We start from the raw sequence: 26,152 nt of genomic DNA on the forward strand, positions 1-26,152 counted from the left end.
GCGAGGAAACCGCGGTCACGCCGCCCTGATCGACCACGCCTGATACGGCGAGAACGCTTCGTTGCCTGCCTCGTCACGCACGAGCAGCAGCAGCTGCACCTCGACGCCGATCAGGCGCAGGTTCGGTTCGGGATGGCTGTCCACCGTCACGGCCAGGGTGCCCTGCGGGTAGTCGCGGTAGGACGCCAGGTGCTGCACGGTCTTGCCCGGATTGTCGATCTGCTGGTACTCCAGCACCATCACCCAGGGCGCGTCGGCGATGTGCCGGGGGAGCGACAGCTGCACCGGATAGCCCAGCGGCGGATTCAGTTCCGCGGTGATCTCGGTGCGCCTACAGTCCGGGGAGACGCGGCCGTGCGGATCCGGTTCGCCGATCGTGCAGTACAGATAGGGCGGAACCGTGACGGTCTTGCCGTGCGCATAGGCGGTGACCGTGGGATCGGCCTCGTGCGCGTTGTGCACCGCCACCGCCACGATGCCGGCGACGGCCGCGGCGACAACCAGAACTGCCGCCAGGGCCAGCGCGAGGATCGTGCGGGTGCTGGGCTTGGTCACTGTGGCTGTTTTCCTGTCGCTAGGGGGACTTCCTGTTTGACGTGCTGCGGACGGTTACCGCCCAATCCGGGGAGCAGCGAATGCCCACGGTAGCTCACGAAGGTTTGCGCCAATCCGAGCGCCAGGACCGCGGTGACCACCGCGAAGCCCTCCCAGTACACGGTCGGCAGCAGCACGCCGCCGGCGCCGCCGACCACCCAGGACAGCTGCAGCACCGTTTCCGAGCGCCCGAATCCGGAGGCGATCGATTCCGGCGGCAGATCGTCCTGGATCGAGGCGTCCAGCGAGACCTTGGCCAGCGCGCTGGCACAGGCCGCCACCAGCGCCGCGACCGCGGCGCCGACCAGGTTGTCGAGCAGCATCGCGACGACGGCGACGGCGGTACACGCCGCGGTGCACTCCACCACGATCAGCGAGGGCCGGCCCAGTTTCAGCCGGGCGCCGGTCGCATTGCCGACGAAGTTCCCGATCGCCGCGGCCGCGCCGACCAGTCCGAGCATCGCGGCCTGCTGCACCGGGCGGTGTTCGGTCGATTTCGCGACGAAGGCCACATAGAAGGTGAGGAAGCCGGTCAGCACCCGGATCGCGCTGTTGCCCCACAGTCCGGTGACCACCGACCGGCCCAGCGGCTGCCGGCGCCGACCGGGTTTCACCGCGGACTTCTCACCGCGGTCCAGCACTTCGGTGCCGCTGCGGCTGTGGTAGCCGAGGGTCGCCGGCACCTCGCCCTCGGTGACCTCGACCCAGGACGGAATCCGCAGACTCAGATAGGCCCCGGCCGCCGCGATCAGCGCCGCGAACACCAGCGCGCCGACGGATCCGGCCACCGCGGCGACCGCTCCGGCCACCGCGCCCGCACCGAGCGTCCCGCCGACCAGGCCGAATACGGTGAGCCGGGAATTGGTGCGGACCAGATCGATACCGGGCGGCAGCACCCGTGGCGTCACCGCGCTCTTGAGGACCGCGAACGATTTACTCGAGATCATCATGCACAGCGCCAGCGGATACAGCGCCCAGCTGTCGAAATTGAAGATCAGCAGGATCGCGAAGACCACCCGGATCGCGAACGAGGTCGACAGCGCGAGTCTGCGCCCGCGTTGCAGCCGGTCCAGCAGCGGGCCGATCAGCGGCGCGATTACCGCGAACGGCGCGATCGTGATCAGCAGATACAGCGCCACTTTGGTCTTGGATTCCGCGGTGGCACTGGCGAAGAACAGCGTATTGGCCAGCGCCACCGCGATCGCGGCGTCGAGGGCGAAGTTGGCCATGGTCGCGTAAACGAGTGCGGTGAGCCCGGATTCGCCCGCGCCGTCGGCTCGCGCCGCGCGCTGGAAGGTGTGGAAACCCTTCTCGGTGAGGTGCCTGGTGCGCATCGCCATCACGCGCGTCACCGTCATCTTGCGAGGGACACGTTGGCGTTCGGCGATTTTCGCGTCCTTGGGTCGGGGGCGCTCGGCTGCGCTCGGTGCCTCGGGGGCCTCGGGGGCCTCGCCGGAGCGGTCGTCGCTGTGCGATCCGCGCGGCGGAAGGGCCCGCGGTGGCTCACCCGTCGCCATGCGCCGGGTCACGAATTCGGGCACGTCCGGTTCACCGCCGCGGCGCGGCAGCGGAGGCAGGGGCGCGGACGACGGGGCGTGCGACGACGGGGTGTTCGGCGGCGGGTAACGGTCGTAGCCGGGATGCCGCCGGGTAGCGGGATACTCCTCGCCGTCCCACGGACCGGGTTCGGTGCCGGAGGGTTCGCGGGAGGCAGTCACATGTCGATTCTCTCGCACTCGGTCGGCGCGTGGACATCGGCCGGGCTGTGATCCGATGCGTGTCGGCCGCCGTCGTGGTGACCGCCGCGCTCACATCGGGACGAATCGGACCTCGAACATGGTCGGCCAGTACTTTCCAGTGATCAGGAAGTGGTCGGTGCCGGGGAGCTGGGCGATGCCGTTGAGGACGTCTGCTCCGGTGCGCTCGGTGGGGCGCAACAGGCCGCCGGCCTCGATCTCGGCGAGTACCGCGCCGCCGACCGGGTCGATGTGCAGGATCTGATCGGTCGGCCAGACGTTGGCGTAGATCGAACCGTCTGCGGCGCAATCGAGTTCGTTGAGCCGGGCGTCGTGATGGCTGGTGAGCCGGATCGTGCCGGTGGTCGCGAAGGTGGCCGGATCGCGGAAGGTGAGGGTGTCGCTGCCGTCGCTCATCACCAGGCGGTCGCCGCGGGTGCACAGGCCCCAGCCTTCGCCGTCGTAGTGGACGCGGCGGCGTTCGGTGAGCGTTCGCGGATCGCGGGCGAAGGCGGTCTCGTTCTTCCAGGTGAGTTGCCAGACGGTGTCCCCGGCGCGGGTGATGCCCTCGCCGAAGTAGGCATCGGAGAGTTTCGCGGTGGCGATCGGCGCGCCGGTGGTGAGGTCGGTCGCCCGCACTCCGGAGTCGCCTTCCATCCCGGTGCTCTCGTAGAGAACCGGGCCGTCGACCTCGAGCCCCTCGGTGAACGCGGTGCGGTCGTGCGGGCGGGTGGCGACCACCTCGACCCGCAGGCGCGGTGTGTTGTCGTCGCGCTCACAGGCCGCGGCGGACAGCATTGTGGACGCCGCGATCAGCACTGCTGCGGCCGCCGCACGGCGTTGGCATTTCATACGGCAAAATGTAGGACGTGAGCGCAGTGTCTGTTTCGGAGTCCGGCGTGCGACCGATCCTGGCGGGGGCGGTCGACCTGGCTCGCCGTGCGCTCCTGGAGTTGCAGCCCACGGGTGTGGGCGAACATCTGGGCGTCACCGGCGAGAACGAGTGTGCGGCGACCCATCACTTCGCGGCGACCCTGCCGGGGTACCGCGGCTGGCGGTGGGAGGTCGTGGTCGCGGCCGCGCCCGATGCCGAATACGCGACGGTCAGCGAATCCGCGCTGCTACCCGGGCCGGACGCACTGGTGGCGCCGGAATTCGTGCCGTGGGACCAGCGCATCCGCCCCGGCGATCTCGCGCCCGGCGATCTGCTCGCCCCGCGCGTCGACGATCCGCGCCTGGTGCCCGGATATCTGGAGACCGGCGACCCGGTGGTCGACGAGGTGTGTGAGGAGGTCGGCCTCGGCCGCCGCCAGGTCCTCAGCCGTGAGGGGCGCGTGGAGGCCGCCGAGCGCTGGTACTCCGAATTCGGCCCAGACACCGAGATGGCGCGCTCGGCCCCCGGAACGTGCGGAGTGTGCGGATTCTTCGTGCCCCTCGCCGGTGCGCTGCGTGCCGCCTTCGGCGTCTGCGCCAACGCGATGGGCGCCGACGGCCGGGTGGTCCACGTCGAATACGGCTGCGGCGCCCACTCCGACACCGAATTGCCCACCGGTGCCGGCTCCCCGCTCTACGAGGCCTACGACGATGCGGCGATCGAGGTCGTCCCGGCGGAGGAACTGAACGCGCGGGACGGGGCCGCCGAGGCCGCGGCGCCGTCGACCATCGCTCCGGAGGCGTCGACGGACCTCGCCGCGACGGAGCCCGATACGGCCGCCGCTGAAGACACCGCCGCCGAGAGCGCGCCGGAAGCCGTCGAGGGCGACGAGGCGTCGGAAGCCGGAAACAACCAGCCTTCGGATGTAGCGGACAGTGTGGGCGACTCCGGACACGTCTCCGCTGCCGTACCGGAAGCCGTTGCCGCCGAGGGCATTTCGAGCACCGTCGAATCGCAGTCGGACGCCGCGAACGACGTCTCCGCGACCGGCGCCAGCGGGGCCGCGCCCGAGGTGTCGACTGCCGATGCGGCCGCCCACAAGACGCCCGCGGCCGACGCCGCTCCGGAAACCTCTGCGGCCGAGGAACCTTCGAACGCAGCTGTCGCCGAGCCCGCCGAATCCGGTGCCGTTCCCGCTGCTGATACCGCTGAGGGTGCGCCTGCGGACCCCGCCGGCGCGGTCGACGGTGAGGCCGAGAGTCCCTCCGCGACCGGCGATTCGGCGGCCGCGGCCACGACCGGCGAGGTGGGCGCTGCCGCCGACCGCCCCGCCGCCGAAGCTGTCGAGAGCGCCGGCACCGAGACCGGCGGAAACGCAGCGGCCGGGGACGATGGCACCGGGCACGCAGGCGCGGAGGCCGACGCCGGGAGCGCGGACAACGCGGGAGAGGCCGCGCCGCGCGGTGATTCCGGTGACGCGACTTCCGGTGTCACGCGTTACAGCGATGCCTGGGCGGTGTCCGCGGTGCGGGTGCAGCCGGGTGAGACCGGGGCGGCGGAGGAGAACTGACCAGCGCGAGCGGGGGAGCCGTAGGGGTGACACAGGATCCGTTCGGCACCGCGGACTTGCGTGCGGGGGTACTTACCGCATGGCGGAATTCGCCGACTCGGCTGCGCGAGGACGCCGCCACCGAGGCGGATCTGGTCCGGGCCGGATATCGCGATCGGCTGCTCACCGAGCTGGCGCAGAACGCCGCCGACGCCGCGGTCAAGGCCGGGGTCTCCGGCCGGGTGTCGGTGCGGCTGCGCGGCCGCGCCCTGCATATCGCCAATACGGGTGCCCCGCTGGATCTTTCCGGTGTGCACGCGCTGACGGCCCTGCGGGCATCGGGCAAGACGAGTACTTCGGTCGGCCGGTTCGGTGTCGGGTTCACGGCGGTGCTCTCCGCCGGTGACGAGGTGGAATTTCGCTCGACCACCGGGTCTGTGCGATTCTCTCGTGCGCAGACTCTGATCGAACTGCGCGACAACGGTATCGACATCCCCGTCGGTGCCGACGGACCCGCCGTCCCGGTATTGCGCTTGGCCTGGTCGGTGGCGGTCGCCCCGGAAGCCGGTTTCGACACCGAGATCGTGGTCTGGTTGCGCGAGGACGTCGACGCCGCGGAACTGCTCGCGGCCATGCGGGCCGAGGCGGTGGATCTGCTGCTGGAACTGCCGGGCCTGCATTCCATCCGGGTCGAGGACGACGAATCCTGGCGTGCGGTGGAGGATGCGGGCAACGGCCTGCAGCAGGTGAGCATCACCGCCCCGTCCGGCGAGGACTTCCGGTGGTGGCAGTACACCACCGCGCGGGCGCGCTGGCTGCTCCCGCTGCGTGACGGCCGGGCCGTTGCCGCGACCGCCGATGTGCTGCGGGCACCGACCCGCACCGACGAGGAACTCTCCCTGCCCGCCCTGGTGATCGCCGATATCGCCCTGCAACCGGATCGGCGCCGCCTGATGCCCGGCGCCCGGGTGGCCGAACTGGCCGAGGGCTATGCGGATTTCGCCCGCGCCCTGCCACCGCAGGACCGCCTGGTGCTGGTTCCGGCGCCCGGTTTCGCCCGCAGCGAGGCCGACGGTCTGCTGCGCGAGGCCCTCGTGAACGAGTTGCGCGAACATCCCTGGCTGCCGGTGCTCACCGATCTCCACAGTGCGCCCGCCGATGTCGACGCGGCGATCACGCCGCCGGATATCGATGATGTGATGCGTACCGGTGTGGCGCCGCCGCCTGCCGACGTGGCCGAGCTGTCGACCACTGGCGGGCCGCGCCGCGCCGACGCGGCGCCGAATCGCGCCAGCGTATTCCTCGGCGTCACAACCGAACTGGCGGGTCTGCTGGCAGGTCTGCTCGGCCCGCTGGTGATCCCGGAGCTGTCCGGACGTGCCTGCGCCGAACTGCTGGGTGTGCTGGACGTACATCGCATCGGCCTGGCTCGCGTGGCCGAACTGACCGGAAGTGTGCAGCGCCCGCCGCAGTGGTGGTATTCGCTCTACGACGCGCTGGAACCGTTCGTGACCGATCCGCTCGCTGCCGAGGAACTGGGCGCGCTGGCCGTGCCGCTCTCCGACGGCCGCCTGGTCACCGGCCCGCGCACGGTGGTGCTCGACGATCAGCTCGAGGAAGCGGTCGCGGTGCCGTGGGCGCGGCTGGTCCACCCGGAGGCCGCGCACGAACTGCTCGGCCGGCTCGGCGCGCAGCAGGCCGGGGTCGAGGATCTGCTGACCGATACCGCGCTGCGCGCCGAACTGGACTATCGCTCCGACGACGAGGAACTGCGCGAGGCGGTGCTCGGCCTGGCCGCCCACCTGCCGCCGGACACCACCCTTCCGACCTGGCTCGGCGCCCTCGAATTGCCCGACGAGACCGGCGAATTGCGCCCGGCCGACGAACTTCTGCTCCCGGATGCCCCGCTGGCCGAGGTGCTGATCGCGGATTCTCCGTTCGGCACGCTCGACACCGCGATCGCGCAGCGGCATCCGGCGGCGGCCCTGCGCGCGATCGGCGTCGGCTGGGGTTTCACCGTCGTCACCGAAACCGATCCGACCGGTCCCGACCACGACCTCGACGACGAGGACCGCTGGTGGCAGGGGTTGCCGGAGGATCCGCCGGAGTTCGCCGCGGTCCGGGATCTGGATCTGGTCGCCGACGACGCCTGGCCCCGGGCACTGCGACTGCTGCTGGCCGAACCGGCCACCCGCCGTCTACTCGCCGACCGTGACGGCTACACCGCCTGGTGGTTGCGCCGCCACGCGCGGGTCGGCGATCGCCCACTCGGCGTGTATCAGGCCGGATCGGATCCGGTGTTCGCCGACCTGCTGCCCGAACTCCCGGGCTTCACGGCGGCCGATTCGGCAGCCCTCGACGCCGTGCTCGCCGACCCCGCGAACATCACCGTCGACTTGGCCGTGGCCCTGCTCGAAGCACTGGCCGATCCTGCGAAAAAGCCCACCCCGGAAGCGGTTTCGCAAACCCATCGCCGGCTCGCCGCGGCCGTGCCGCATCTGGATCTCGACGAGATCGGCGTGCCGGAGCGGGTGCGTGCGCTCTCCGGAGCGGTGATCGATCCGGATCGCGCGCTGGTTCTGGACCGGCCCTGGCTCGGTCTGGCGCTACCGGCGGATCGCCTGGTCGCCGGCGATATCGAGCATGCGGGCGAACTGGCCACGCTGCTCGACGTGGCCGCTGCCTCCGAGGCGGTACATGCCGAGGTGCTCGGCACTGGAAAACGCACGACCTGGGCGGACGAACCGCTGGGTGTGCTGTTGCGGCTGCAGTTCGGCCTGCCGCCGCTGGCGGGTGAGCTGGTCCTGCACGATCGGCTGGAGGTCCGGCTCACCGGCGCCTACGAGGCGACCGTGGGCGTTCCGTGGTGGCGCGCGGGCGACACCACCCACGTGCAGCGGCAGCCGAGTTCGTGATACGCGGCGCGGCTATTTCGCGTAGGTGGTGATCATTTCCGCGAGCACGTCGAGCTGGGTGCGGACCGCCGCGCTGTCGTCGTCGACGAGCCAGCGCAAAACGATTCCGTCGATGACGTTCAGGGTGAATCGGCTCAAGGTCTGAACCGGAATTCGCCATTCGGTTCCGGTGGCCACGCGCCCGTGCTCGAGCACATCGGCGACGGTGGCGTCGTTGAACAGATACTGTTCGCGCGCGATCGCGAGTTTCGCTGGGGTCTGCTCACTTTCACGCAGAGCGTAGGTGGTGGTTTCGTAGGTGAGCAGTTGCCGTTGCGGTGTGGATTCGATGTTCAGCCAGAGCAGTTCCAGGCTGGCGCGAACCAAATTTTGAAGGGATTCTTTTCCACTTCCGACTTCCTGCCAGACCGTTTCATTGGTCTCGACGGAATCGCGCAATTCCATCGCCAATGCTTTGACCAGTTCGGTCATCAGCGCATCTTTGTTCTCGAAACAGTAATGCACCACACCGAGCGATACCCCGGCCGCCTGCGCGACATCGCGTGTAGTTACCCCGGCGACGCCCTTTTTCTCCGCGAGGCCGATGGCGGCCTCGATGAGGTGGGCTCGTCGTTCTTCGACGCTCAATCGGGAGGACACGGAAGCGAGTTAAGCCGCCAGGACGCGATGAGTCAATTCGCACACTGTAAAGTCGGCGCGCTCGGCGTGGCGCGGGCCGGCGGGTGTCACAGCCCTTTCTGCGCGCCTTTGTCACCCCTGCGGGCGCCGCGGCGCTGAATGACGAAAATGCTGTAGCCGAGCAGTCCGACTCCCAGTCCCATCAAACAGATCGGCCGTGCGTCGGCCCAGCTGTCGTTGCACCAGACCACGACGGTCGCCACCAGCCACACCAGCGAGCCGACGGCCAGAACGGGACGCGGATCGGTCAGCCGCGGTGGGATCTCGGGCACCTCGGGGGTCACGAAGTCAACGATAGCGGCGGGAACGGCGGACCACATATGTGGTGTCACGTATCGTTTTGCTCTGTGACAACGCCATCCGATATCCGTGCGCTCGCCGGTGAACTGTCCCTGGCGGTCGTGCGGCTGACGCGCCATCTGCGCGGCCGTCGTGCCGAAGCGCAGATTTCGCTCACCCAACTGTCGGCTCTGGCGACCCTGGCCAGAGACGGGGCGATGACTCCCGGCGTACTCGCCGCCAAGGAACGGGTGCAGCCACCGTCGATGACCCGAGTGATCGCCTCGCTCTCGGAGTTGCAGCTGGTCAAGCGCGATCCGCATCCCACCGACGGCCGCCAGGTCATCGTCTCGCTCTCGGACGCCGGCAAGGCGCTGATCCAGGACGAGAACAACGCCCGCGAGGCCTGGATGTTCGATCAGCTGTCCGGCCTGACCCCCGATCAGCTGCGGGTGCTCGACGACGCGGTCGCGATCATGAAGCAGTTGGTCGCCGACTCGGAGTAGAACGTCCGGCGCTCAGGCCACGAAAGCGTGCTCGCTGGAGACGATTTCGCGCCCCAGCGGCATCAGCGAGACGGGGATGAGCTTCAGGTTCGCCCAGCCGAACGGAATCCCGATGATGGAGACGAACAGCGGAATGCTGGTGACCAGGTGCCCGATCGCCAGCCAGAACCCCGCGAAGATCACCCAGATGATGTTGCCGATCAGCGAGGGAGCCCCCGCGCCCGGCTTGGCCACCACCTCCCGGCCGAACGGCCACAGCACGTAGGCCCCGATCCGGAACGACGCGATCCCGAACGGGATGGTGATGATCAGGATGCAGCAGAGGATTCCGGCCAGAAAATAGCCCACCGCCAGCCAGAACCCGGCGAAAATCAACCAGAGCACATTCAGTACGAACCGGATGAGGGTCACGTATCCAGCATGCCAGGGCGGTGCCGTACCCACCAGATGTGAACTGAGCGCGTGTGGACGAGCCGCTCAGAAGAACCAGCCGAGCACGGGTTCACGCTCGGCCCGGAAAGCGCGGTCCACATCCGCGACGATCCGGGAGCTCTTCGCACGCACTCGGTTCGCGACGGCGAAGGTGCGGGCTGAGTAGGCGCCGAGGTAGAGGCTGCCCAGGACGTCGATGCCGAGTTCGAGGTCGGGGGTGCGGGTGGTGGGTTCGCATTCGGCCCGCCCGTCGCGCACGCGCAGGGCGAAGGTGCCTCCGGCGTGGCGGAACGGGTCGTCCACGGCGACAACGACATCCAGATCCGTTTCGTAGTCGCGGGCGGACAGGGCGGCGGGGACGTCCATCGGCCGTGCCCACAGGCCGTCGTGACGGCTGACGGTGCGGACCAGGCGGGAGTCGGTGAGCAGGTGGGGCAGCGGGTCGTCGTCGCCGATGGTGGCGGTGACCGTGTCCACCAGGTCCAGACCGAGCAGGGCACGCCACAGCGCCGCATGCGCCTCGGTGGTGACCGCGCGCAGTTCCACCACCTCGGCGGTGAGTCTGCGCGGCTCGGAGTTGTCGTAGCGGTAGAGCGCGTACCCGTCGGGATGGGTGAGCGCGAACAGGGCGGCCTGGCCCCCGCTGCCGACCAGCTGGATCAACCACGCCGAATGCGGGCGCGCCTGGGCGCCGGGCACCAGCCGCCGCCAGCGGTCGTAGATGCCGGGCACCACGGTGATCGCATCGTCGAGCGAGCTCAGTGTCACGCCACCGGGATCGGGCGCGGTGGGCCGGAATTCGGCGAAGCGGCGGTCGATGGTGACGCGGTTCTCCACGACACACGGCCCGTACCCGAATCGTCCGTAGATGGTGGCGCGGCTGGCGGTGAAGATGGTCAGCGGCAGCCCCGCGGCCTCGGTACGCTCGTGCAGTTCGGTGTACATCGCGCGCAGAATGCCGCGACGGCGATGGGTCGGCGCCACCGCGACACCTGCCACGCCGCAGACCTCGACGGGATGCGGACCGGGCACCGTGAGCGTCATCGTGGTGTCCCGGGTGTGGCCGACGACGCGGTCGCCCTCCACGGCGACGAGCGCACGCTCGAGCGGGAACAGCTTCAGCCGCTGTGCGGTGACGACCGGATCCTCCCGGGGCGACGCGCCGAAAGCATTCGACAACAGCAGCCCGATACCGGGGAGGTCGTCCTCGGTCGCGGGCCTGAGCGTGACCTCTGCTGCGATCGCCATACCTCGACCATCGCACGCCGGCAGGACCCTGCGCACCCGGATTTTCCCGACGGGCCATACCAGGCTGTAGCCGCAAGTACCGCTACCGCTCGAGTCGTACCGAACAGTGCTGAACCTCCTCCGCGAGGGTGCACCCTGAGGGTTTCGGCCCAGGGGGCCGAAACCCCGCCGAAGCGAAGCGAAGGCAGAAATTGCGAATCCGGGCCTGCCGTCCCCTCCGAGGCAGGCCCGGATTCCGGCGGCCCGGTGTCGCCTCCGCGCCACGACGATGATGGTGCCGGGCGGCGCTAACGAGTCGCTCAACGTGCGCTTGTAGGGGCCGCGAATTGCGGTGCCGCACAGTCTCTCCAGTGCGGAGCACGTGAAACCCTCTGCGGCGCACAGGCCCCCGATATGCACGAAGCCCGCCTCCCTCGGAAGGGGGCGGGCTTCGGATCGGCTACTTCAGCGACCGGCGATATCGCCGTAATCGCGCGCACCGTAGCCGGTGTAGATCTGGCGCGGGCGGCCGATCTTCAAAGGCTCGCTGTGCATTTCGCGCCAGTGCGCGATCCAGCCGGGCAGCCGGCCCATCGCGAACAGCACGGTGAACATGCGGGTCGGGAAGCCCATCGCCCGGTAGATGACGCCGGTGTAGAAGTCGACGTTCGGGTACAGGCGGCGATCGACGAAGTAGCTGTCGGTCAGCGCGGCCTCTTCCAGCGCCTTGGCGATATCGAGCAGCGGGTCCTGCACGCCCAGCTTGCCGAGGATCTGGTCGGCGGTCTTCTTGACGATCGTCGCGCGCGGGTCGTAGTTGCGGTAGACGCGGTGTCCGAAGCCCATGAGCTTCACCCCGTCTTCCTTGTTCTTGACCTTGCGGATGAAGTCTTTGACCGCGGCATCGACGGTGCCGCCGTTGATATTCGCCTTGATGTCGTCCAGCATCTCCAGCACGGCCTGGTTGGCGCCGCCGTGCAGGGGACCCCACAGCGCGTTGATGCCGCCGGATACCGAGGTGAACAGGTTGGCGTCGGAGGAACCGACCAGGCGCACGGTCGAGGTGGAGCAGTTCTGCTCGTGGTCGGCGTGCAGGATCAGCAGCATGTCGAGCGCGGCGGCGACCTCGGGGTCGACCTCGTAGGGCTCGGCCGGGAAGCCGAAGGTCATGCGCAGGAAGTTCTCCACCAGGCTCAGCGAGTTGTCCGGGTAGAGGAACGGCTGGCCGACCGACTTTTTGTAGGAGTAGGCCGCGATGGTGGGCAGCTTGGCCAGCAGGCGGATGGTCGACAGCTCGACCTGCTCGGGATCGCGCGGGTCCAGCGAGTCCTGGTAGTAGGCCGAGAGCGCGTTGACCGCCGAGGACAGCACCGGCATCGGGTGCGCGTTGCGCGGGAAGCCGTCGAAGAAGCGCTTGAGGTCCTCGTGCAGCAGCGTGTGGCGGCGGATCCGGTCGGTGAAGTCTTCCAGCTGTGCCTGGGTCGGCAGCTCGCCGTAGATGAGCAGGTAGCTGACCTCGATGAAGTTCGAGCTCGCGGCGAGCTGCTCGATCGGGTAGCCGCGGTAGCGCAGGATGCCGGCCTCACCGTCGATGTAGGTGATCGCCGACTTGGTGGGCGCGGTGTTGGTGAAGCCCGGGTCGTAGGTGACGTACCCGGTGCTGGCCAGCAGCTTGCCCAGATCGATTCCGTCGTTGCCCTCGACGGCCTGGGCGACAGTCATGGCGTATTCGCCGCCAGGGTAGGAAAGTACCGGCTTGGCGTCGCCTGCGCCGTTGGCGTCCGAAGGCGTTTGCGCGACTTTGATGTTCTCAGCGGGCACGGAAGGATCCCTCTCAGGCTAGAACCGTAGGCGACGGGCGCGGTCGGCGTCCGGCGCACTTACCTCAACGCTAGCCGCTCACCGGTAGCGTCGATCCGTGAGGGTCGTCATCTGCTACCTCACGGTCACATGTGTGCGATGTGAGCTCGCGGGCCCGATCGTGCTAGGGGCTCGCGCGGGTGCTCACGAGTGCTGTTCGGCCGGAATCTCGGCGTGGACGCGGGGAACGCGGTAGCGGACGAAGGCGGGGAAGACGGCCGCGGCGATCAGCACGCCGATCACCACCAGGACCCCACCACCGGCCGCCGCCACGGCAGTACCCATGGCCGCGGCCGTGAAACCGTGGGCAACATCACCGATCCGGGGCCCACCTGCGACGACCACGGTGAACACGCCCTGCAGCCGCCCGCGCATGTCGTCGGTGGCCACCTCCTGCAACATGCTGGTCCGCAGCGCCGCGGAGAACATGTCGACCGCACCGCCGAAGGCCAAGCACGCCAAGGCGATCCACAGGCCGACCCCGATGCTCAACCGGTGGCCGGTCGCGCCGACGGCGAGTCCGAAGCCGATCATCGCCGCACCCCACAGCGCGATGCACACCACCACGGCCATGCCCTGGCGCCGTACGTGGCCGAGCCATCCGGAGAACACACCGCCGGCGACCGCACCGGCCGACATCGCGGCGAAGAGCAGGCCCAGGGCCACACCGCCGGTCACCGGATCGCCGAAGGTGTCGTGCGCCATCTGCGGGAACAGAGCGCGCGGCATGCCGAAGACCATCGCGATGATGTCGACGGCGAAGGAGGCCAGCAGGATCGGCTGGGTGGACAGGTAGCTGAAACCCTCGACGACGGTGCCCAATCCGGCCTTCCGGGCGACTCCGGTCGGCGGGACAGCGGGCAGTCGCCACACCGCCCACAGCGTGGCCAGCAGGGCGACCGAGTCGATCAGATACAGCATCGACAGTCCGGTCACCGGAATCAGCGCACCCGCGAGCACCGGCCCGGCGATGGCGCCGAACTGCATGACGGTCATGTTCAGCGAGTTGGCCGCCGGCAACAGGTCACCCGGCAGCAGTCGCGGAATGATGGCCGCGCGGGTCGGCTGATTCATCGCGAAGAAGGCCTGCTGTACCGAGAAGAGCCCGAGCACCAGCCAGACGTTGTTCACCCCGGCGGCGGCCTGCAACCAGAACGCCACGGAGGTCAGCCCGGTGCCGACGCTGGTGATCAGCAGGAGGGTGCGCCGGTCCATGACGTCGGCGACCGCCCCGCCCCACAGGCCGAAGACGATCAGCGGCACCAGGCCGAAGACGCCGGCCAGCCCGACATATCCGGAGCTGCCGGTGATTTGGTAGATCTGCTGCGGAACCGCGACCACCGAGAGCTGGGCTCCGATGACGGTGACGATATTGGTGACCCACAGCCGCCGGAAATCGATGTCGCGCAGCGGTGCGACATCGGCGAGCACTTTCACCATGGCCGAGCTTTCACCATGGCGCGGCGCCGGTCCGCGTGGACGATGCGGCCGGCGGCCGTCTTCCAGAAATCATCCCATGAATATAGCCGGTAGCGGCCGATCCGCGACTCGGGCATATCGCCCGTCGTGGCGGGGATTCCGGGTCAGGGTTGCAGGCGTTCGATGCGGGCCGAGCCCATCGCGGCCGGTCCGTCCGGCAGCGTCACCCGGATGCGGTTGTGCAACCGGCTGCGCCGGCCCTGCCAGAATTCGATCTGTTCCGGACGCAGGATGTAGCCGCCCCAATTGGCCGGGACCGGAATCTGTTCCACGCCGTCGAAACGGTCCGTGACGTCGGCCAATGCCCGATCCAGATCCTCCCGCGAGGCCACCGGGCGGGATTGGTGCGACGCCCATGCCCCCAGTTGCGAATTGCGCGGACGCGAGCGCCAGTACGCCGTGGTCACCTCCGAGGAGACCTGGTCCACCCGGCCGCGCAGCGTCACCTGCCGGCCCACCTTCGGCCAGGCGAAGGTGGCCGACGCATACGGCACCGCGTGGAGTTGATCACCCTTCGCGGAGTCGTAATTCGTGTAGAAAGTCACACCCTCGGCGGACACTCCCTTGCACAGGACCGTGCGCGACGCGGGACGCGGTCCGGCGTCGGTGAGCTCGACCGTCGCCAGCACCATGGCATTGGGTTCGGTGATGCCGGCGTTGGTGGCGAGCTCGATCCAGTTGCGCAGCAACGGTTCCCAGCCGTCGGCCGGCCAGCTCTCGGTCAGGTCCGGATCGCCGCCGTATTCGGCCCGCATCGCGGCGATGTCGACATCGACGCGCGGGACGGCGCCGAAGCGATCCGGCAAAGTCGATGAATTCGCGGTCGCAAGACCTGTTTCGCCCCCCGCTGAGCCCGGTGAATTCTGCTCCTCGCGCATGGTCCAAACGTTACTCCCCAGTACTGGGGGGATAAGGTTGCAGGTGATCGGCCGGAGTGGCATACGGCCGCACAGCACCGGCCCGGCCGAGCCGGGAAAGCACCACCCGGCCGAGCCGGGAAAGCACCATCGCGTGGCCGCCCACAGATCGTGCGGCCCGATTTGCAAGGAGAGTCACAACATGACTACCAGCGCTGCGGCTCCTACTGGTCCGGCCGTGCCCCCCGATTTCGTCAGTGGCCTGGAAGGCGTGGTGGCGTTCACCACCGATATCGCCGAGCCCGACAAGGACGGCGGCGCGCTGCGCTACCGGGGTGTCGACATCGAGGACCTGGTCGGTAACCACGTCACCTTCGGTGACGTCTGGGCGCTGCTGGTCGACGGCCGCTTCGGACAGGGACTGCCGCCCGCCGAGCCGTTCCCGCTGCCGGTGCACACCGGCGATGTGCGCGTCGACGTGCAGGCCGGTCTGGCGATGCTCGCCCCGATCTGGGGCTACCAGCCGCTGCTGGACATCGACGACGCCACCGCCCGCGAGAACCTCGCGCGCGCGTCGGTGATGGCCCTGTCCTATGTCGCGCAGTCCGCGCGCGGCATCTACCAGCCGGCCGTGCCGCAGAAGGAGATCGACGAGGCGAGCACGATCACCGAACGCTTCATGAAGCGGTGGAAGGGTGACCCGGATCCGCGCCACGTCGAGGCCATCGACGCCTACTGGGTGTCGGCCGCCGAGCACGGTATGAACGCCTCCACGTTCACCGCGCGCGTCATCGCCTCGACCGGCGCCGACGTGGCCGCCAGCCTGTCCGGCGCGATCGGCGCCATGTCCGGCCCGCTGCACGGCGGCGCCCCCGCGCGGGTGCTGCCGATGATCGAAGAGGTCGAAAAGACCGGCGACGCACGCGCTCTGGTGAAGGGCATCCTCGATCGCAAGGAGAAGCTCATGGGCTTCGGCCACCGGGTCTACCGGGCCGAGGACCCGCGCGCCCGGGTGCTGCGTGCCACCGCGAAGCGGCTGGACGCGCCGCGCTACGAGGTCGCCGCGGCGCTCGAGCAGGCCGCGCTGGCCGAACTGCGCGAGCGTCGCCCCGATCGCGCCATCGAGACCAACGTCGAGTTCTGGGCCGCGGTGATCCTGGACTTCGCCGAGGTGCCCGCGCACATGATGCCGGCGATGTTCACCTGTGGCCGCACCGCGGGCTGGTGCGCGCACATCCTCGAGCAGAAGCAACTGGGCAAGCTGGTGCGCCCGGCCGCGATCTACACCGGACCGGCGCCGCGCTCCGCGGAGTCCGTGCCGGGATGGGAGACCGTCGTCCGGTAGTCCGGGCCCGTCGCCGTTCGAGCGCCTTCGCAGTTTTCGCTGCGGAGGCGCTCGTCGCTTCTCTGCCGTAGCATCTGCTCGCGTGGGTGGAGCAGAACTGTCGCGACGTCGGCTTCTGGCAGCGGGTGCGGCGGTAGCCGCGGGTTTCGCCGCCTCGGGATGTGCTACGGCCGAAGGGAATTCGCCGGTCAAGACGATCATCTCCACGGCGCCGCCCGCACCGGCCCGCACATCGGTTCCGTCGGTGGCGAGTCCGGCATCGGCGTCGCTACCCGCACAGCCGGATCCGGCGGCCGTGGCCGCGCGCTATGCCGGTCGGCAGCCCGCCGGATGGGGAATGGACCTGCCCGGCATCATCACCTCGATCCCCGCGCAGGGTAAGCAGATGGCGCTGACCTTCGATGCCTGCGGCGGGCCGGACAACGACGAGATCAACACCGAGTTGATGAATTACCTCGTCGCCCACAACATTCCGGCGACGCTGTTTCTCAACAAGCGCTGGATCGATGCCGACCCCGGCAGGGCCGAGCAGCTGGCCGCCAATCCGCTGTTCGAACTCGCCAACCACGGCACCCGGCACTGTCCGCTCTCGGTCACCGGCCACGCCGCCTACGGCATCGCCGGCACCGCGTCCCCGCAGCAGGCGATCGACGAGGTGTGGGGCAATCACGAGCGGCTCACCCGGCTGCTCGGACATCCGCCGCGGTTCTTCCGCGCGGGCACCGCACACTACGACGACGTGTCGGTCGCGATCGTGCGGGATCTGGGGGAGACGCCGGTCGGTTTCAGCATCAACGCCGATGCCGGGGCGACCTTCACGGCCGCGCAGGTGCGCACCGCGATGTCGGCGGCACAGCCCGGGTCGATCTCGATCGCCCATATGCACCGCCCGAAGTCGGGTACCGCCGAGGGGATGTCGGTGGTGTTGCCGGTATTGCGTTCGCGCGGTTTCGAATTCGTCAAACTGCCCTGAGCGGGCCTTTCGAACCGGATTCAGAGTTCGGCCGAGGCCTCCCAGTCCACCGCCACCGACTCGCCGCGATCCACGGCGAAGAACGCGACCTCGAGATGCCGGCCCAGATCGACCAGTTCGATCGCCGGCAACGGCACCGGCTGCACGATCCGTACGCGCCACGGCCGCGGTTCGTCCCAGGCGCGCAGTTCCAGATCCAGCCGTAGCACCGGATCGTCGCGACCCGAGTAGTCGGCGGCGATCGGCGTGGCCGCCAGCACCGTCGCGTCGGCGCGGCGGCCCGCGGACAGAATCTTCGCGATGCTCACCCGCGTCGCCTCCGCGACGCCGGGCACGTACAGCACCAGTCGCTCGCGATCACCCGGATCGACGCGGCAGCCGACCACGTCGCCCGGTTGCATCGACTCCCGCTCGGCGTCGCTCACTCGTTGCCGCATCCGGGTCTCGTACGGCGGTACGCCGTCGAGTTGGATGCGGACCCAGAAGCGACAGCCGGGTTCGACCCGGCTCGCGGCATCCGCCCGCTTCCGCAGGCCGTCGACGCGGGAGGCCGCGGAGGCGGAAGTGCGGCAGGGGCGGACCCCGAGAATCGTCGCCGTTCCCGGCAGGCCGCGCAGCAGCAACTCGTGCCGTGCTCCCTCGGAGAGCATGCCGGTACGCAGCATGTTCCCGGCCCGCTCGAGCCGTGTGGCCAGGCGTGCGCGCAGACCGTAGCGGCCGCTGGCGGACCGGGCCGATCCGGCTGCGCCGGCCGAGGGGACCGCGGTCGATCCGAGTGCCGCGGATGCGGCGGAGATGCCCGTCGAGTCCGGTATCTCCCGCCCTGCCATACTCATTGCCCAACGGTAACGGTCCGCCGGGCGCCGACATGGTGATACGGACATATGCGCGGTTTCGGCAAGCCTGTCGCATCCGTCCGCGCAACCCCGACCCACCCACGCGCGAGACCCACATCACGCTCTAGGCTTGAGCCCATGACCGCTGCCTTTCCGAGCATCCCCGACGATCTGAAGCCCGCCGACGGACGGTTCGGCTGCGGCCCGTCCAAGGTCCGTCCCGAACAGCTGCGCTCCCTCGTCGAGGTCGGTGCCGCTGTGATGGGCACCAGCCACCGTCAGAAGCCGGTCAAGGACGTCGTCGCGCGCGTCCGCACGGGCCTGCGCGAGCTGTTCTCGCTGCCCGAGGGCTACGAGGTCGTGCTCGGCAACGGCGGCACCACCGCGTTCTGGGACGCCGCGGCCTTCGGCCTGATCCGGGACCGTTCGCTGCACCTGACCTACGGTGAGTTCTCCTCGAAGTTCGCCGCGGTGGCCAAGCGCAACCCGTTCATCGGCGATCCGATCGTGGTGTCCTCGGACCCGGGCACCGCGCCCGAGCCGGTCTCCGACCCGGTCGCCGATGTGATCGCGTGGGCGCACAACGAGACCTCCACCGGTGTGGCGGTTCCGGTGCAGCGGCCCGCCGGCTCGGACAACGCGCTCATCGCCATCGACGCCACCTCCGGCGCGGGCGGTCTGCCGGTGAATATCGCCGACGCCGATGTGTACTACTTCGCGCCGCAGAAATGCTTCGCCTCCGACGGTGGCCTGTGGGTCGCGCTGATGAGCCCGAAGGCTTTGGAGCGAGTCTCCGAAATCAAGGATTCGGGTCGTTACACTCCCGAATTCCTCTCGCTGCCGATCGCGATCGACAACAGCACCAAGGATCAGACCTACAACACCCCGGCGCTGGCCACGCTGCTGTTGTTCGCCGATCAGATCGAGTGGATGAACAACAACGGCGGTCTGGACTGGACCGTCAAGCGGACCCTCGATTCCTCGTCGCGGCTGTATTCCTGGGCCGAGTCCAGCGAATTCGCCACGCCGTTCGTCGCGGAGCCGGCGCACCGCTCGCAGGTGGTCGGCACCATCGACTTCGACCCGTCGGTGGATGCGGCGCAGGTCGCAAAGGTGTTGCGCGCCAACGGCATCGTCGACACCGAGCCCTACCGCAAGCTGGGCCGCAACCAGCTGCGCGTCGGCATGTTCCCGGCGATCGACCCCGAGGACGTGTCGCAGCTGACCCGCTGCATCGACTGGGTGGTGCAGCAGATCAGCGCCTGATCACGACAGCGCTCGGATAAAAGCTCGCGAAAGTCGCGGAATTTCGTCACCGAAATCCGCGGCTTTCGCGTTTACGCTGTTGTGGTGCGCGCCAACCGAAATCGTGCCGGAAGTTTGCCGGGGCGTGGGCCGGTGAGCGTGGAAACAGAGCAGATTAGTCGTCCCCGGTACCGCGGCGGTAGATTTCAGGCCGCGTGTCTTGCCACACGAATCTCAGAAGTGCACTACTGTTCCAGAACGTGGGCGGTGTCGCGAGCTAGTTGGTGCTCGGCGCAGCTGTGATCGACGCAGCGATAAGGAGGTAACGGTGCGTGAACTTCGAGTGATCGGATTGACGCCCGATTCCGCGCACATCGTGTGCGTCGATGCCGAGACCGGGCAGAAGTACCGGCTCGCCGCCGACGAGAAGCTGCGTGCCGCCGCGCGTGGAGACCTTGCCCGATTCGGCCAGATCGAGATCGAAACGGAGGCGACCATGCGTCCTCGCGATATCCAGGCTCGGATCCGTGCCGGTGCCTCGGTGGAGCAGGTCACCGAGGAGTCCGGCATGCCGGCCAGCCGGGTGGAGCGTTTCGCCTACCCCGTGCTGCTCGAGCGTGCGCGCGCGGCAGAGCTGGCGCAGAAGGCGCATCCGGTGCGCAAGGACGGTCCGGCGGTGGAGACGCTGATCGAGATCGTCTCGGCCGCCTTCGCCGAGCGTGGGCACAACATCGATATCGCCGAATGGGACGCCTGGAAGGACGAGAAGAACTACTGGGTCGCCCAATTGCAGTGGCAGGCGGGCCGTTCGGTGATCGCCGCGCACTGGCGTTACCAGCCGGACGCGCACGGCGGCTCGGTGGTGCCACTCGACGATCCGGCCTCGGATCTGATCGATCCCGATTTCGGTCGCGCCCTGCGCGGCCTGGCCACCATCCTGCCGGAGCCGACCCCCGAGCCCGCGCCGGTGGTGGAACCGGTGCCGGCCGGGCCCGTCCAGACCACCGCGGTGGCCGAGACCGGCCAGGCCGGTCTCGACGAGTACTTCGAACAGCGGGCCGCCGTGGGCGGCACCGCGGTTCCGGTCAGTGCCAAGAGCACCGTGGCGGCGAATCCGTCGAGCACGACGCCCGCGGCCGCCACCCCGGCGCTGCCGGCGGCACCGGCCGCCGCCGCACCGACCGCCCCGGCCGAGCCGTCCGAACCCGCCGCTCCCACCGCGGATCCGGAGCCTGCCGCCCCCGCGGAGCCGGCGCCGGCGCCGGCTCCGGCGGCGAAGTCCACCCCTGCGGCAGCGAGCGCCAAGCCGGAAGCCGCCAAGCCCGCCGCGCAGAAGCAGGCCCGGGCCAAGCGGGGTAAGGCGCCGATGCCGTCCTGGGAGGATGTGCTGCTCGGCGTCCGTAGCTCCGGGCACTGAGCCCTCCGGGCGCCGAATCCGCGGCCGGGCACCGAATCCCGGGCAACCACGTCGAATTCGCGGCGGAGGCCACCGGTCTCCGCCGCGAAGTTCGTGTGGCGGTTCGCTGCTTACCCTCGTTCGGGCGTGTCGCCGCCGGAATGTGTGAAACGGGGGTTGACACGCGCGGCAGAAGTCAGAAGCGCCGATGTTTCCGCTGTTGGGGGAGTAGATTTTTCGTATGCGCCCGATTTCGTCGAGCGCACAGCGAGCAGGCCGCGGCGGCGGATGTGCTTCGGCTCCGGTGTTTGCTCGGGAGTAACCACGCTTACCCGTCCGAGCTCGGGAGGTGTCGCAGGTGCCATCCACAGCCTCGTCGATCTGGTACGTCGACGACCCCGACCCGGCGGCGGTCCTGCGCTCACACCCCGATCCCGATCCGGAGGCCGCCCTCGCCCTGGCCAAACAGCTCAATCCCGGCCACGATGTGGTGCCCGCCGCCTCCGGCACCCTGAAGGTCTGGGCCGGGCCGGATCCCGGCTCGATGTACATCGGCTGCTATCCGGGGGTCACCGTGGTCTGCACGGTGCAGGCGGCGCGCAGCCATCCGACCCGGCTGCCGGAACTACTGATCCGGCCGCTGGCCTCCGAGCACACCTACCTGGTGTCCTACGACGTCCCACTGGGCTGGGGTGCGTTCGCGCATTGGGAGCGCGGGGAATTCCGTCGCGCCTTCAGCGCCACGCGGGTGAACATCGTCGAGGACGAAGGGCTGCCGCTGGTGTGGGAGCGGTCGTACTGGGCCGGCGACCATCCGGTCCGGCTGCGGCCCGGTGATTTTCCCGATCCCCAGATCCTTCCGTTCGACCCGCCGGAATTCGCCGACGCCGCGAACGAGGAGTGGCTCGGATTCCGTTATCGGGCGGGGTCTTCCGACGAGGCCCTGCATCCGGATCGGATCGAGGTGTGTGGCTTCAGCCTCTACCCCGCGGGGCAGGCGCCCGCACCGGCGACGCGGGCGACGTCGGTGACGATTCCGGCGAGTAAGCGCTGGCTCGGCTGGTTGCGTGGCCGCGACCGCGTGTTGTGATCGCGAAATCCGTCGAGGCTTCAGGACGCGAGGTGTCAGGACGCGGCATCGATCAGTAGAACGACCCAGCCGATCAGTACCCCGGCGCCGAGTCCGGCGAGCACCCAGCGGGTGACCGGGGTGTAGCGCCAGCGCCACGCGGTCGGTGCGGTACCGGCGACGGCGATCACGTTCACCGCCACCGCGAGCGTCCAATGAACATGTGCCAGTGCGACACCGAACGAATACACCCCGGCGGCGGTCAGCGCGGCGACGAAGACCGACACCGCGATCCCCGCCGCCCACGGCGTGGGTTCGCTGTCCGGGCGGCCGAGCGGTCGATTCACGATGTCCGCACCCTTTCGTAGAAGGCCATCGCGGCCGCGGTCGCGACATTGAGCGAATCCGTGCCGGGGGTCATCGGAATCCGGGCGCGGATATCGGTGGCGCGCATCGCCGCCTCGGTCAGGCCGGGGCCTTCGGCGCCGAGCAGCAGTGCCACCCGGTCGCCGGTCATCGCGGTCGCCAGATTCACCGCCTCGGGATTCGGCGTCAGCGCGATGATCCGAAAACCCAGCTCGCGCAAGGTGTGCAGGCCGTCGGGCCAGGTCGGCAGCGAGGCGAAGGGCACCCGCAGCGCGTGGCCCATCGATACCCGCACCGCGCGCCGATACAGCGGATCGGCGCAGCGGTCGCCGAACAACACCGCGTCGGCGCCGAGTCCGGCCGCATTGCGGAAGATCGAGCCGATGTTCTCGTGATCGTTGACGCCCTCGAGCACCGCGACCGTGCGCGCGGTCCGCAAGATCTCCTCGGGCAGCAATTCCGGCGGGCGGTAGGCGGCGGCAAGTACGCCGCGATTGAGATGAAATCCGACGATTTCGGCCATCACCTCGGCGCCGACGCGGTAGTAAGGGATGTCCACACCGGCGAGGTCGGGGGCGAGCTGATCGAAGCGGCGGCCCACCCCGAGCAGGGCGAACGGCTGGAAACGCGAGGCCAGCATGCGCTGCACGACCACCACGCCCTCGGCCACGACCAGGCCTTTTCCGCCCGGGAGGTCGGGACGCCGGTCGGCCGAGTTGAGGTCGCGGAAGTCGGCGACCCGAGGGTCGCCGGGGTCGACGATATCGATCACGTGGGCCACGGCAACCTATCCTGCACCCTGGCTCCGAATTCGGCCGATCCAACTGTCGTGTGGAACACGGTTTGGCAAGCAACGCTATGGTGAACTCTTTATTGGTTTATCCGCAGAACGATTTATCCATCGCAACGGAAGAGGACGCATGACCAAGCCGGAAGTCGAGTTCCAGGAAGGCCCCGCGCCCACCACGCTGGAAGTGCACGATCTGGTCGAGGGCGAGGGCGCCGAGGCCGTACCCGGCGGCACCGTCGAGGTGCACTACGTGGGCGTCACCTACGACACCGGCGAGGAATTCGATTCGTCCTGGAACCGTGGCGAATCCATCACCTTCCCGCTGCGCGGCCTGATCCAGGGCTGGCAGGAAGGTATTCCGGGGATGAAGGTCGGCGGCCGCCGCCAGCTGACCATCCCGCCGGAGCTGGCCTACGGTCCCGAGGGCTCGGGCCACCCGCTGTCGGGCAAGACGCTGATCTTCGTCATCGATCTGCTGAACGTCGTCGAGTAGTACGCCGATCACTGCCGGACGATCTCGACCGGATCGGACAGATTCGTCGCCAGGACGGACTGCTGGGATGTGCTGTGCGCCGGTAACGCGGTGAGGGCCTTGCCGGTTTGATCGGTCAGATTCGTCGATATCTGCTGCATCTGGGTGACCCCGCCGGTCACCGCCTGCAGCGCACCCTGCAGTTGCGCGGTCGCCTGATCGGCGAGCTGCGGAATCTGTCCGGCCAGGGCGGCGCCTTGGTCCAGCTGGGCGGCGGCGGAGGTCAGCCGGTTCGCGGCATCGCGCAGGATGGTGCCGAGACCGGTGTTCGGATCGGTACTGCTACCGGTCAGCCGGGCCACGCCCGCCAGCTGGGTATCGGTCTGGCCGGCGATCGAGCGCAGCGCCTCCAGCTTTCCGACGATGTCGGTGACCTGGGGATCCGCCGCGAACGGCAGCGCGCGCAGCAGCGGCAGCACCTGGTCGAGTCCGCTGCTCATCGCCTTCGCACCGGAGCTGATCTGCCCGATGGTCAGCCCGGTGGCATCGAAGGCGCCGGCCATGTTCTCGGCCTGATTCGTCGCCTGACCCAGGGTGTCGTGTACCTGGCCGAGCTGCGAAGTCAGCGTGGCCGCACCGGATTTCGCGGAATCCAGGAAGCCCAGCATCTGCTGGGCGCCGCCGGTGAACTGTCCGGCGGCGTCGGAGGCCGTCCGCACGCCCGCGTCGAGCAGCTGAGAGGTGAAGGCGGCCTGCTGCATCGAACCGCGCGCGTTCGCGACCGCGGCCAGGGTTTGATCCACGCCCGCGGCCGCGATTCGCCGCGTCACCGCCGCGACCGCATCGTCGACCGCGGCGGTGTCCGCGTGCTCGTCGGCGGCCACGGTCAGCTGCGCCCGATGCGGCTGCGCCGTGGCGAGGGTGCCCAGCGACGCACTGAGGTCGGCGGGCAGGGTGATCACCGCGGCGTGGTCGGCGGTGCGCGCGCCGGGTTCGGCCACGGTCCAGGTGTCGCTCTCGGCTTGGAGTGCCTTGACGATGCGGGCCCCGGCGGGACCGGTATCCGCGTTGACGATCGCGATATCGGTCGGCGCGGCGCCACCGTGGGTGGCGGCGATCACCCCACCCGTCACCGCACCGGCGACCACCAGGGTCACCACACCGAGCACTGTCCAGCGAAAACGTCTACCTACCACGCCGTTCGACGGTAGCGGCGGTGAATGCGCAAGTACTGGCGGATATCTGAGGGTTCTGTGAGGGATCGCGGACGATTCAGTTCTGCGGCGGTGGCGCCGCCCGCATCGGACGGGCCGGCAATTCCAGCACCAGGCGTACGCCGCCCAGGGTGCCGTCGTCGAAATAGGCTCGGCCGCCGTGCAATTGGGCCTGCTGCGCGACCAGTGCCAGGCCCAGGCCGGAGCCGCCCTTGGTGGCGTTGGCGCCGCGAATGAAGCGGTCGAAGACACTGCGCCGTTCCTCGGCCGGGATGCCTGCACCGTTGTCGTCGACCGAGATCACGATCCAGCCGTCGGGGCGGCGATGGGCGGATACCAGCGCCTGCGTCGCGCCGCCGTGACGGGCGGAATTGGTGAGCGCGTTGTCGACGGCCAGGCGCAGTCCGGTCGGCAGTCCACGGGTGACGAGTTCGGGATCGGTCTCGATGCGGACGGTGAGTTCCGGGAAGTGGCGCATCGCGTCGTGGGCGGCGTGGTCGACCAGATCACCGACATCGGTTTCGACATGGTCGCGCTCGTCGGTCAGCTCGCCCGCGGCCAGCCGTTCCAGCGCGGCCAGCGTGGCCTCCACCCGGCCCTGACTGCGCTGGAGGTCGTCGAGGATCTCCGCGCGCTGCTGCTCGTCGAGGTCCAAGGTGCGCAGCACCTCGAGGTCGGTGCGCATCGCGGTGAGCGGGGTGCGCAGTTCGTGCGCGGAGACGGCGGCGAAATCGCGGGCCGTCTCGAGTGCCGCGGCGGTTTCGGCCTGGGCGAACTGCACCCGCTCCAACAGCGAATTCACTGCCTCGGAGAGTTTTTCGGCCTCGAAGACCCCGGATCCGTCCACCCGGACCTCGGCCGTGCTGGTGCCACTGCGCGCACTGACCTGCCGGGTGAGATCCCGGATCGGGCGCACCGCGCCGCCACCGAACACCCAGCCCAGCCCGGCCGCCGCGGCCACCGCCAGGCCGGCCGCGAACAGCACCCAGCGCCGCTGCTCGGACATGGTGTGATAGGCGTCGGTCAGCGGGATCGCGATCGATACGGTCCGCCCCTCGGGCTGATTCTCGGTCGTGGTCAGCACCCGGAAAGGGGTGCCCTCCATCGTGACCGTATGCGAACCCGGGTCCTCGGCCGGCAGACGCACGCTGGTGGAGGCGATGATCTCACCGTGGTCGCGGACCGTCACCGCAATATCCTTGTTCGGGGTCACCAGCGACAGCACCCCGACCGCGATGAGCGGCTGCATCAGCACGATGCGCGAGGCGATGGCCAGTTCCTGGTCGGCCTGGGCGAGATTGTTGCGGCCCAGTGCCACCACGGACACCCAGCTCAAGACCGCGGTGATGATGATCGCGCCCAATGCCGCCGCACCGGCGACCCTGGTGCGCAGCGAATAGGAGTGACGCAGCCCGAAGCGTCGCCGTTGCGGTCCGGTCATCCCGCACCGGCACGGATCG

At 69.2% G+C, this 26,152-nt stretch carries 24 protein-coding genes; 9 read left to right on the plus strand and 15 right to left on the minus strand.

Features of this window, described 5'->3' with window-relative positions; all coding sequences use genetic code 11:
- Positions 1-15: 15 nt before the first annotated feature.
- The 3 genes from A5780_RS03090 to A5780_RS03100 form a co-directional block, all read right to left on the minus strand.
- Entirely contained in the window at positions 16-555 is a 540-nt protein-coding gene (locus tag A5780_RS03090) for a DUF2771 domain-containing protein (RefSeq protein WP_063017072.1), read from the minus strand.
- Positions 552-2,312, minus strand: a complete 1,761-nt coding sequence (locus A5780_RS03095; RefSeq protein ID WP_064907651.1) for an MFS transporter — start codon at positions 2,310-2,312, stop codon at positions 552-554. Before A5780_RS03095 ends, A5780_RS03090 begins: the two co-directional genes overlap by 4 nt.
- Before the next feature lie 90 nt (positions 2,313-2,402).
- Positions 2,403-3,182, minus strand: a complete 780-nt coding sequence (locus tag A5780_RS03100) for a glutaminyl-peptide cyclotransferase (RefSeq protein ID WP_064905279.1) — start codon at positions 3,180-3,182, stop codon at positions 2,403-2,405.
- A gap of 17 nt (positions 3,183-3,199) precedes the next feature.
- Here A5780_RS03100 and A5780_RS03105 point away from each other — a divergent pair, with 17 nt between their 5' ends.
- Together A5780_RS03105 and A5780_RS03110 are read left to right on the plus strand one after the other, a co-directional pair.
- On the plus strand, positions 3,200-4,774 hold the full coding sequence (locus A5780_RS03105; RefSeq protein ID WP_181068498.1) for a DUF3027 domain-containing protein: 1,575 nt from the start codon (positions 3,200-3,202) through the stop codon (positions 4,772-4,774).
- A gap of 26 nt (positions 4,775-4,800) precedes the next feature.
- Positions 4,801-7,668 (plus strand): sacsin N-terminal ATP-binding-like domain-containing protein, encoded by a 2,868-nt coding sequence (locus A5780_RS03110; protein WP_064907653.1) that lies wholly within the window; start codon positions 4,801-4,803, stop codon positions 7,666-7,668.
- A 12-nt stretch (positions 7,669-7,680) separates the two neighbouring features.
- Here A5780_RS03110 and A5780_RS03115 read toward each other — a convergent pair whose 3' ends face one another.
- Both A5780_RS03115 and A5780_RS03120 read right to left on the minus strand, forming a co-directional pair.
- Positions 7,681-8,307 carry a TetR/AcrR family transcriptional regulator gene (locus A5780_RS03115; protein ID WP_030513272.1) on the minus strand — a complete coding sequence of 209 codons (627 nt, stop codon included), beginning with the start codon at positions 8,305-8,307 and terminating at the stop codon, positions 7,681-7,683.
- 86 nt (positions 8,308-8,393) lie between these two features.
- Positions 8,394-8,630: a DUF2530 domain-containing protein gene (locus tag A5780_RS03120; RefSeq protein ID WP_030513273.1), complete on the minus strand. Its 237-nt coding sequence runs from the start codon at positions 8,628-8,630 to the stop codon at positions 8,394-8,396.
- A 36-nt stretch (positions 8,631-8,666) separates the two neighbouring features.
- Between A5780_RS03120 and A5780_RS03125 the strand changes: the two genes are divergently transcribed.
- Positions 8,667-9,131, plus strand: a complete 465-nt coding sequence (locus A5780_RS03125; protein WP_051755246.1) for a MarR family winged helix-turn-helix transcriptional regulator — start codon at positions 8,667-8,669, stop codon at positions 9,129-9,131.
- A gap of 12 nt (positions 9,132-9,143) precedes the next feature.
- Here the strand turns inward: A5780_RS03125 and A5780_RS03130 are convergent, their stop codons facing one another.
- From A5780_RS03130 to pdxH, 5 genes are all read right to left on the minus strand, one after another.
- On the minus strand, positions 9,144-9,533 hold the full coding sequence (locus A5780_RS03130) for a YccF domain-containing protein (protein WP_169812471.1): 390 nt from the start codon (positions 9,531-9,533) through the stop codon (positions 9,144-9,146).
- Between the two features lie 75 nt (positions 9,534-9,608).
- Entirely contained in the window at positions 9,609-10,811 is a 1,203-nt protein-coding gene (locus tag A5780_RS03135) for a GNAT family N-acetyltransferase (protein WP_063018343.1), read from the minus strand.
- A gap of 444 nt (positions 10,812-11,255) precedes the next feature.
- Complete coding sequence (locus A5780_RS03140; RefSeq protein WP_081879230.1) at positions 11,256-12,611, minus strand: citrate synthase; 1,356 nt, start codon at positions 12,609-12,611, stop codon at positions 11,256-11,258.
- Between the two features lie 183 nt (positions 12,612-12,794).
- The gene (locus A5780_RS03145; protein WP_063018345.1) at positions 12,795-14,090 is read right to left on the minus strand and encodes an MFS transporter; all 1,296 of its coding nucleotides are present in this window, start codon (positions 14,088-14,090) and stop codon (positions 12,795-12,797) included.
- Between the two features lie 143 nt (positions 14,091-14,233).
- The gene (gene pdxH, locus A5780_RS03150) at positions 14,234-14,884 is read right to left on the minus strand and encodes a pyridoxamine 5'-phosphate oxidase (protein ID WP_064907665.1); all 651 of its coding nucleotides are present in this window, start codon (positions 14,882-14,884) and stop codon (positions 14,234-14,236) included.
- Positions 14,885-15,188: 304 nt separating this feature from the next.
- On the opposite strand from pdxH, the gene A5780_RS03155 reads away from it, so the two are divergent.
- Positions 15,189-16,331 (plus strand): citrate synthase 2, encoded by a 1,143-nt coding sequence (locus A5780_RS03155; protein ID WP_063018347.1) that lies wholly within the window; start codon positions 15,189-15,191, stop codon positions 16,329-16,331.
- An 82-nt stretch (positions 16,332-16,413) separates the two neighbouring features.
- Positions 16,414-17,304 (plus strand): polysaccharide deacetylase family protein, encoded by an 891-nt coding sequence (locus A5780_RS03160; RefSeq protein ID WP_231982827.1) that lies wholly within the window; start codon positions 16,414-16,416, stop codon positions 17,302-17,304.
- 20 nt (positions 17,305-17,324) lie between these two features.
- Here A5780_RS03160 and A5780_RS03165 read toward each other — a convergent pair whose 3' ends face one another.
- Positions 17,325-18,140 carry a hypothetical protein gene (locus A5780_RS03165; RefSeq protein ID WP_231982828.1) on the minus strand — a complete coding sequence of 272 codons (816 nt, stop codon included), beginning with the start codon at positions 18,138-18,140 and terminating at the stop codon, positions 17,325-17,327.
- 138 nt (positions 18,141-18,278) lie between these two features.
- Here A5780_RS03165 and serC point away from each other — a divergent pair, with 138 nt between their 5' ends.
- The 3 genes from serC (at position 18,279) to A5780_RS03180 (ending at position 21,871) form a co-directional block, all read left to right on the plus strand.
- On the plus strand, positions 18,279-19,406 hold the full coding sequence (gene serC / locus A5780_RS03170) for a phosphoserine transaminase (RefSeq protein ID WP_063030739.1): 1,128 nt from the start codon (positions 18,279-18,281) through the stop codon (positions 19,404-19,406).
- Between the two features lie 307 nt (positions 19,407-19,713).
- Positions 19,714-20,802, plus strand: coding sequence for a septation protein SepH (gene sepH / locus A5780_RS03175; RefSeq protein ID WP_064907654.1), 1,089 nt, complete (start codon positions 19,714-19,716; stop codon positions 20,800-20,802).
- A 337-nt stretch (positions 20,803-21,139) separates the two neighbouring features.
- Positions 21,140-21,871 carry a hypothetical protein gene (locus A5780_RS03180; protein WP_064907668.1) on the plus strand — a complete coding sequence of 244 codons (732 nt, stop codon included), beginning with the start codon at positions 21,140-21,142 and terminating at the stop codon, positions 21,869-21,871.
- Between the two features lie 35 nt (positions 21,872-21,906).
- Here A5780_RS03180 and A5780_RS03185 read toward each other — a convergent pair whose 3' ends face one another.
- Both A5780_RS03185 and A5780_RS03190 read right to left on the minus strand, forming a co-directional pair.
- Entirely contained in the window at positions 21,907-22,197 is a 291-nt protein-coding gene (locus A5780_RS03185; RefSeq protein WP_030513286.1) for a DUF2537 domain-containing protein, read from the minus strand.
- Entirely contained in the window at positions 22,194-22,997 is an 804-nt protein-coding gene (locus A5780_RS03190; protein ID WP_064907655.1) for an RNA methyltransferase, read from the minus strand. The genes A5780_RS03185 and A5780_RS03190 overlap by 4 nt, the downstream gene beginning before the upstream one ends.
- Before the next feature lie 139 nt (positions 22,998-23,136).
- Between A5780_RS03190 and A5780_RS03195 the strand changes: the two genes are divergently transcribed.
- Positions 23,137-23,499: an FKBP-type peptidyl-prolyl cis-trans isomerase gene (locus A5780_RS03195; protein WP_030513288.1), complete on the plus strand. Its 363-nt coding sequence runs from the start codon at positions 23,137-23,139 to the stop codon at positions 23,497-23,499.
- Positions 23,500-23,507: 8 nt separating this feature from the next.
- Here A5780_RS03195 and A5780_RS03200 read toward each other — a convergent pair whose 3' ends face one another.
- On the minus strand, positions 23,508-24,674 hold the full coding sequence (locus A5780_RS03200; protein ID WP_064907656.1) for a hypothetical protein: 1,167 nt from the start codon (positions 24,672-24,674) through the stop codon (positions 23,508-23,510).
- Positions 24,675-24,750: 76 nt separating this feature from the next.
- A complete protein-coding gene (locus A5780_RS03205) occupies positions 24,751-26,133 on the minus strand; it encodes a sensor histidine kinase KdpD (RefSeq protein ID WP_063018359.1) in 1,383 nt (460 codons plus the stop codon).
- Between the last annotated feature and the right edge of the window lie 19 nt (positions 26,134-26,152).

The sequence above is a fragment of the Nocardia sp. 852002-20019_SCH5090214 genome, assembly GCF_001665865.1.
In the GTDB taxonomy this organism is placed as follows: domain Bacteria; phylum Actinomycetota; class Actinomycetes; order Mycobacteriales; family Mycobacteriaceae; genus Nocardia; species Nocardia nova.

Excerpts from the sequence above, each read along its gene's own strand:
- A5780_RS03145 (WP_063018345.1), bottom strand. The coding sequence starts at position 14,090 with ATGGTGAAAGTGCTCGCCGATGTCGCACCGCTGCGCGACATCGATTTC.
- pdxH (WP_064907665.1), bottom strand. The coding sequence starts at position 14,884 with ATGCGGGCCGAATACGGCGGCGATCCGGACCTGACCGAGAGCTGGCCG.
- A5780_RS03155 (WP_063018347.1), top strand. The coding sequence starts at position 15,189 with ATGACTACCAGCGCTGCGGCTCCTACTGGTCCGGCCGTGCCCCCCGAT.
- A5780_RS03135 (WP_063018343.1), bottom strand. The coding sequence starts at position 10,811 with ATGGCGATCGCAGCAGAGGTCACGCTCAGGCCCGCGACCGAGGACGAC.
- A5780_RS03195 (WP_030513288.1), top strand. The coding sequence starts at position 23,137 with ATGACCAAGCCGGAAGTCGAGTTCCAGGAAGGCCCCGCGCCCACCACG.
- A5780_RS03125 (WP_051755246.1), top strand. The coding sequence starts at position 8,667 with ATGTGGTGTCACGTATCGTTTTGCTCTGTGACAACGCCATCCGATATC.
- A5780_RS03100 (WP_064905279.1), bottom strand. The coding sequence starts at position 3,182 with ATGAAATGCCAACGCCGTGCGGCGGCCGCAGCAGTGCTGATCGCGGCG.
- A5780_RS03165 (WP_231982828.1), bottom strand. The coding sequence starts at position 18,140 with ATGAGTATGGCAGGGCGGGAGATACCGGACTCGACGGGCATCTCCGCC.
- serC (WP_063030739.1), top strand. The coding sequence starts at position 18,279 with ATGACCGCTGCCTTTCCGAGCATCCCCGACGATCTGAAGCCCGCCGAC.
- A5780_RS03205 (WP_063018359.1), bottom strand. The coding sequence starts at position 26,133 with ATGACCGGACCGCAACGGCGACGCTTCGGGCTGCGTCACTCCTATTCG.